The following is a 6,960-nucleotide window of genomic DNA, read 5'->3' on the forward strand; positions in this document are numbered from 1 at the left end:
TAAACTTTATCCAGTCACTATGAAGGAGGTTTATATGTCTCAAGGTACAGTGTTTACTAATAATCGTACGCAAAACGTGCGTATTCCTGCTGACGTGCGCTTTCCCGACAACGTGAAAAATGTCACGGTGCGTGCGATTGGCAAAGAGCGCATTCTCACACCAATAGAAAACGCCTGGGATAGCTTTTTCCTCGATGGTCCCAGCGTAAGCGACGATTTTATGAATGAGCGTGCGTCACAGGAGCAATCTGATAGGGAAGACTTTTAATGCATCGCTACATGCTGGATACCAACATCGTTATCTATGTCATCAAACGCCGCCCTATTGAGGTTTTGGAACGCTTTAATGCCAACGTCGGGCGCATGGTCATCTCATCAATTACGCTTGCTGAACTCGTTCATGGCGCGGAGAAGAGTGCTTTTCCTGAAAGGAATCTACGCACTGTTGAAGACTTTATTTCCCGTCTGGACGTACTCAGTTACGACCAAAGGGCAGCATTTCATTACGGCTCGATTCGCGCTGACCTGGAAAAGAAAGGCACACCCATCGGTCTGAATGATTTACACATAGCTGCACACGCGCGAAGCGAAGCGCTAACACTCATTACCAATAACCTGCGCGAATTTTCACGGGTGAAGGGGTTAATCAGCGAAAACTGGCTTTAATACAACGGTACTCTTCATGAACTCGCAAAACGCCACCGTGCGCTGGCAGCTGTGGATCGTCGCCTTCGGCTTTTTTATGCAGGCGCTGGATACCACTATCGTCAACACCGCCATCCCTTCGATGGCGCGCGATCTCAACGTCAGCCCACTCAACATGCACTCGGTGATCGTGTCGTATGTGCTGACGGTGGCCGTGACTTTGCCGATCAGCGGCTGGCTGGCGGATCGCTTTGGCGTGCGTAACATCTTCTTCTGCGCCATTGTGCTGTTCAGCATCGGTTCGCTGCTGTGCGCCTTCTCTACTTCGCTCGATCAGCTGGTGATGGCGCGCGTGGTGCAAGGCGTCGGCGGGGCGATGATGGTGCCGGTCGGGCGTTTGACGGTGATGAAAATTGTGCCGCGCGAGCAGTACATGTCGGCGATGACCTTTGTGACCACGCCGGGGCAAATCGGTCCTCTGCTCGGTCCGGCGCTGGGCGGGATTTTGGTGCAATACGCCAGCTGGCACTGGATCTTCCTGATTAATATTCCGGTCGGCATCATCGGCGCGATTGCTACGCTGATGCTGATGCCGAATTACACCATGCAAACCAAACGTTTTGATTTTCTCGGCTTCGTGCTGCTGGCAGTGGGCATGGCGACTCTGACGCTGGCGCTCGACGGCCAGCGCAGCACCGGCGGCTCCCCGCTGCTGCTCGGCGCACTGATTCTGGTCGGCGTGTTCTCCCTGCTGTTTTACCTGATGCACGGTCGTAACAACGACAACGCGCTGTTTAGCCTGAAGCTGTTCGACAACCGCATCTACTCGATTGGCCTGCTCGGCAGCTTCACCGGACGCATCGGTAGCGGCATGCTGCCCTTTATGACACCGATCTTTTTGCAGGTGGGCCTCGGCTACAGCCCGTTCCACGCGGGTTTAATGATGATTCCGATGGTGCTGGGCAATATGGGTACCAAACGCGTGGTGGTGCGCATCGTTAACCTGTTTGGCTATCGCAATGCGCTGGTCGGGGCAACTATCGCACTGGCGCTGGTGGTGTTGCTGTTTCCGGCAGTGGCGCTGCTCGGATGGGTGTGGATGCTGCCAGTGGTCCTGCTGCTGCAAGGCATGGTGAATGCCATCCGCTTCTCCTCAATGAACACCTTAACGCTGAAAGAGTTGCCGGATGATCTGGCTTCCAGCGGCAACAGTCTGCTCTCGATGATCATGCAGCTGTCGATGAGTATTGGCGTCACGGTGGCAGGCTTGCTGCTGGGGTCGTTCGCCCACGGTGCCGTGACCAACAGCGCAGCCGCGCATCAAACCTTTATTTATACCTACCTGTGCATGGCGCTGGTGATTGTGTTGCCAGCACTGGTGTTCTGGCGCGTACCCAAAGATGTCAGCAAGAACGTTGATCTCAGAGGCAGGAGAAAAGCATGAAGCAGCCGGTGAAACTCGGCATTGGCGCCAAGCTGTTTGTGGCGATTTTTTCCACCTGCATGCTGGTGATCATCACCATGCACTGGGGCGTGCGCCTCAGCTTTGAGCACGGCTTTGTTGATTACATCAAGAAAGGCAATGAACAGCGTTTAACCCTGCTGAGCGATGCGCTGGCGGATCAGTATGAGCAGCACGGCAACTGGGATTTCCTGCGGAACAACGACCGCCTGATTTTCACCATACTGCGATCGATGGAGCAAAATCCCGGCAGCAGTACGCAGTTGCCGCCACACGGCTGGCGTACCCAATTCTGGATTATCGATCAGCAGTATAAGGTCTTGTCCGGGCCACACTCGCCGGTGCCGCCGGAAGGCACGCGGCGCAACATCACCACCAGCACCGGCAAAGTGGTGGGTTGGGTGATCGCCTCGCCCGCTGAACGACTGACGCGCAGCACCGATATCAACTTTGATCTGCAGCAGCGCCGCACCAGCTGGATGATCGTCACCCTCACCACGCTGCTGGCGGCGCTGGTCACCTGGCTGCTGGCGCGCGGCTTATTGGCCCCGGTGAAGCGGCTGGTGGATGGCACCCATGAACTGGCGGCAGGCAAATTTTCCACACGCGTGGAAGTGGGCAGCAGTGATGAAATCGGTCAGCTGGCGCGTGACTTTAACCAGCTCGCCAGTTCGCTGGAGAAGAACGAAAGTAACCGCCGCGCCTTTATGGCCGATATCTCCCACGAGCTGCGCACACCGCTGGCGATCATGCGCGGTGAGCTGGAGGCGATGCAGGATGGTGTGCGCAAGCTGACGCCGGAAGCCATCACCTCACTGCAGAGTGAAGTGGTGGTGCTGACTAAACTGGTGGACGATCTGCATCAGCTGTCGCTGTCTGACGCGGGCGCCCTCGCCTATCGCAAACAACCGGTGGATGTGGTGAATCTGCTGGAAGTGGTGGCAGGCAGCTTTGGCGAACGCTATCGCAGCCGGGATTTAACCCTCACCCTTGCGCTGCCGACCAAAGCGGAAAGTTTTGGCGATCCGGATCGTTTAATGCAGTTGTTCACCAATCTGCTGGAGAACAGCCTGCGTTACACTGATGCCGGTGGCGAAGTGCGGGTCAGCCTGCAACAACACGGCGACTACTGGCAATTACGCTTTGCGGATAGCGCGCCCGGCGTGGATGCTGAACATCAGGCACATCTTTTTGAGCGTTTTTTCCGGGCAGAAAGTTCACGCAATCGCGCCAGCGGCGGCTCTGGATTGGGTCTGGCGATCTGTAAAAACATTGTTGAAGCACATAGCGGCAGCATTTCTGCGGAGCACTCTGATTTAGGTGGACTGCAAATCGCGCTAAACTTGCCGTATGTTCCTCACCAGAAATAGCTTATGAGCCCGGATAATCACGATCCCCTGATTCTTATTGTTGAAGACGAACCGAAACTGGCGCAGCTGATGATCGATTATCTGCAGGCGTCCAACTATCGCACCCACCATATTGCCGATGGCAATGATGTGCTGAACTACGTGCAGCACTCACCACCGGATTTGATGCTGCTGGATTTGATGCTGCCGGGTCGCGATGGCTTAACGCTGTGTCGTGAAATCCGCCGTTTCTCCGAGCTGCCGATCATTATGGTGACCGCGCGCACCGAAGAGATTGACCGCCTGCTGGGGCTGGAAATCGGCGCGGATGATTACATCTGCAAACCGTTCAGCCCGCGTGAGGTGGTGGCACGGGTGAAAACCATTTTGCGCCGTGTAAAACGTTCGCCGGAAGAAGCGCAGCTCGCCTCGCATCTGCTGATTGATGAAGGACGTTTTCAGGCCAGCTGGCGCGAACAGCAGCTGGAACTGACGCCTGCTGAATTCCGCTTGCTGAAAACCCTGGCGCTGGAGCCGGGTAAAGTGTTCTCGCGTGAACAGTTACTGAATCATCTTTATGACGATTATCGCGTGGTCACTGACCGTACTATCGACAGCCATATCAAGAACCTGCGTCGTAAGCTGGAAAACCTTGATGCGGAGCAGCCGTTTATTCGCGCGGTGTACGGCATGGGCTATCGCTGGGAAGCGGACGTCTGTCGCCTGATGTAGCGCTAGCTTGATGTAGATCAATTTACTTCAGAGGCGGCGCTGCCTACAATTCCCCACCTTTTGCAGGGCCGTTTGATGCGGCTCATGCACCTGCCATCGCCGATGGCATGCTGACCTGACATCAGTGAGAATTCCCTCCATGTTTAAACCCGAACTCCTCTCTCCAGCGGGATCGCTGAAGAATATGCGCTATGCCTTTGCCTATGGCGCTGACGCGGTGTATGCCGGTCAACCGCGCTACAGCCTGCGCGTGCGTAACAATGAATTCACCCATGAAGTGCTGGCTAAGGGCATTGAAGAAGCCCACCAACTGGGCAAGAAATTTTACGTGGTGGTGAACATCGCGCCGCATAACGCCAAGCTGAAAACCTTTATCCGAGACCTGACGCCGGTGGTGGAGATGCAGCCCGATGCGCTGATTATGTCCGATCCCGGCCTGATTATGCTGGTGCGCGAAGCCTTTCCGGAGATGCCGATTCATCTGTCGGTGCAGGCCAATGCGGTGAACTGGGCGACGGTGAAGTTCTGGCAGCAGATGGGGCTGACCCGCGTGATTCTGTCGCGCGAGCTGTCGCTGGATGAGATTGCTGAGATTCGCCAGCAGGTGCCAGAAATGGAGATTGAGATCTTCGTACACGGCGCACTGTGCATGGCCTACTCCGGGCGCTGTTTGCTTTCCGGTTATCTCAATAAGCGCGATCCGAATCAGGGAACCTGCACTAACGCCTGCCGCTGGGAATACAAAGTGGAAGAAGGCAAACAGGATGAGGTGGGCAATATTGTCGGCTTCCATCAGCCGGTTGAGGTGCAGGAGCCCACGCTGGGCGTTGGCGCGACGACCGACCGTGTATTCTTGTTAGAAGAGAAGATGAAGCCCGGTGAAGTGATGAGTGCCTTTGAAGATGAGCACGGCACTTACATCATGAACTCAAAGGATTTACGCGCGGTGGCCCACGTCGAGCGCCTGAGCCAGATGGGCGTACATTCGCTGAAAATTGAAGGCCGCACTAAATCCTTCTACTACTGCGCCCGCACCGCGCAGGTGTATCGTCGTGCTATTGATGATGCGGCAGCGGGCAAGCCGTTCGATCCGGCGCTGCTGGAGACGCTGGAAGGTTTGGCGCATCGTGGCTATACCGAAGGTTTCCTGCGTCGTCATACGCATGACAGTTATCAGAACTATGAACAGGGTTTCTCGGTATCCGAGCGCCAGCAGTTTGTGGGAGAGTTTACCGGTGAACGTCGCGGCGACTGGGCGCAAATTGCCGTGAAGAATAAGTTTTTGCTCGGCGATTCTGTGGAGATCATGACGCCGCAGGGCAATCTGAACTGTACGCTGGAATCGATGCAAAATGATAAAGGTGCAGCGGTAGATGTTGCGCCGGGAGATGGACATAAGGTGTGGATCCCGGTGCCGGAATCGGTGGATCTGGCCTTTGCTTTGTTAATGCGTAATTTCACAGACGGCAACAGCACCTACGATCCGCACGGAAAAAAGCGCACATAATGAAAAGAAAGGCGCGAAGTTAGAACAGGATCACAGACCGCCGCTGCGCCTCGCTTTAGAATCCCGCCTGCTGCTAACGAGTAACAATAAACAGCAGGTAGTACCAGGAACCACCTCATTCACCCGCCCGGCTCCCCCGTGCGGGTTTTCTTTTTTTCATCGCCCGCCGATAAAGTTCCTCGCCCAGCTATGCTATAACCTCTGCATCGTATTTCGCCTCAAGGAACTGATTATGCAAAATAAACCACTGACGCTGCTGGTCCTCAATGGGAAAGGCGCGGGCAATGAAGATTTGCGTGCGGCGGTGAATACGCTGCGCGATGAAGGTTTTAATCTGGCGGTACGCGTGACCTGGGAAAAGGGCGACGGTGACCGTTACGTGCAGGAAGCGGTGGCGTTGCAGGCTGAAACCGTGGTAGCGGGCGGCGGCGATGGCACCATCAATGAAATCGCCACAGCGCTGGCGGCAGTGCCTGCTGAGCAGCGTCCAGCACTGGGTATTCTGCCGCTTGGCACGGCCAATGATTTCGCCACCAGCGTGGGGATTCCAGAGGAGATGGAACCGGCGCTGCGTCTGGCGGTGTTGGGTAAAGCCAGCGCGATTGATTTGGCGCGCGTGAATGGCGATCGCTACTTTATCAATATGGCGACCGGCGGCTTTGGCACGCGTATTACCACGGAGACGCCGGAGAAATTGAAATCGGCTTTAGGCGGCGTGTCGTATTTTATTCATGGTTTGATGCGAGTGGATGCGCTGAAGCCGGATAGCTGTGAGATCAGCGGTCCGGGATTTGAGTGGCAAGGTGATGCACTGGTGATCGGCATTGGTAATGGTCGTCAGGCGGGTGGCGGACAGAAGCTGTGTCCGGATGCGTTGATCAATGATGGGCAGCTGAATCTGAGCATCGTCACCGCGCAGGAGTTGTTGCCGACGTTGCTGCATTCGCTGACGCGTAATGATGAGAATCCGAATATTGTCTCGGCGCAGTTGCAGTCGCTGAGCATTCGTTCACCGCACGAGATGACGTTCAATCTGGATGGCGAACCGCTGACCGGCAGCGAATTTGAAATTGAAGTGATGCCCGGCGCGCTGAGCTGCCGCCTGCCGCCGCAGTGCCCGCTGCTGGCGTGATGTTTGTTGGTTAGAGGCGGGTGAAATGCAGTCTGGATTGCTGGTGGTGATGCAGCCTGGGTTGCTGGTGATAACGCAGTCTGGGTTGCTGGTGATAACGCAGTCTGGGTTGCTGGTGATAACGCAGTCTGGG

The 6,960-nt window shown here is 55.8% G+C and carries 7 protein-coding genes; all 7 read left to right on the forward strand.

The features are described 5' to 3' along the window. The first annotated feature begins 34 nt into the window (after positions 1-34). A complete protein-coding gene (gene vapB / locus AC1MDE_RS07725) occupies positions 35-268 on the forward strand; it encodes a type II toxin-antitoxin system VapB family antitoxin (RefSeq protein WP_034824846.1) in 234 nt (77 codons plus the stop codon). Then, positions 268-666 (forward strand): type II toxin-antitoxin system tRNA(fMet)-specific endonuclease VapC, encoded by a 399-nt coding sequence (vapC, locus tag AC1MDE_RS07730; protein ID WP_058961406.1) that lies wholly within the window; start codon positions 268-270, stop codon positions 664-666. Before vapB ends, vapC begins: the two co-directional genes overlap by 1 nt. A gap of 16 nt (positions 667-682) precedes the next feature. Continuing rightward, positions 683-2,089 carry an MFS transporter gene (gene mdtD / locus AC1MDE_RS07735; RefSeq protein WP_200569332.1) on the forward strand — a complete coding sequence of 469 codons (1,407 nt, stop codon included), beginning with the start codon at positions 683-685 and terminating at the stop codon, positions 2,087-2,089. Then, positions 2,086-3,477 (forward strand): envelope stress sensor histidine kinase BaeS, encoded by a 1,392-nt coding sequence (gene baeS / locus AC1MDE_RS07740; RefSeq protein WP_058961408.1) that lies wholly within the window; start codon positions 2,086-2,088, stop codon positions 3,475-3,477. Before mdtD ends, baeS begins: the two co-directional genes overlap by 4 nt. Before the next feature lie 3 nt (positions 3,478-3,480). Further along, positions 3,481-4,188, forward strand: coding sequence for an envelope stress response regulator BaeR (gene baeR / locus AC1MDE_RS07745; RefSeq protein WP_034824856.1), 708 nt, complete (start codon positions 3,481-3,483; stop codon positions 4,186-4,188). Positions 4,189-4,327: 139 nt separating this feature from the next. Further along, positions 4,328-5,695, forward strand: coding sequence for a prephenate-dependent tRNA uridine(34) hydroxylase TrhP (gene trhP / locus AC1MDE_RS07750; protein WP_058961409.1), 1,368 nt, complete (start codon positions 4,328-4,330; stop codon positions 5,693-5,695). Between the two features lie 232 nt (positions 5,696-5,927). Next, entirely contained in the window at positions 5,928-6,827 is a 900-nt protein-coding gene (yegS, locus tag AC1MDE_RS07755) for a lipid kinase YegS (protein WP_480344455.1), read from the forward strand. The last annotated feature ends 133 nt before the right edge of the window (positions 6,828-6,960 follow it).

This window comes from Pantoea folii (assembly GCF_056678875.1).

Coding starts and splice junctions, on each gene's coding strand:
- vapB (WP_034824846.1), top strand. CDS start 35: ATGTCTCAAGGTACAGTGTTTACTAATAATCGTACGCAAAACGTGCGT.
- vapC (WP_058961406.1), top strand. CDS start 268: ATGCATCGCTACATGCTGGATACCAACATCGTTATCTATGTCATCAAA.
- mdtD (WP_200569332.1), top strand. CDS start 683: ATGAACTCGCAAAACGCCACCGTGCGCTGGCAGCTGTGGATCGTCGCC.
- baeS (WP_058961408.1), top strand. CDS start 2,086: ATGAAGCAGCCGGTGAAACTCGGCATTGGCGCCAAGCTGTTTGTGGCG.
- baeR (WP_034824856.1), top strand. CDS start 3,481: ATGAGCCCGGATAATCACGATCCCCTGATTCTTATTGTTGAAGACGAA.
- trhP (WP_058961409.1), top strand. CDS start 4,328: ATGTTTAAACCCGAACTCCTCTCTCCAGCGGGATCGCTGAAGAATATG.
- yegS (WP_480344455.1), top strand. CDS start 5,928: ATGCAAAATAAACCACTGACGCTGCTGGTCCTCAATGGGAAAGGCGCG.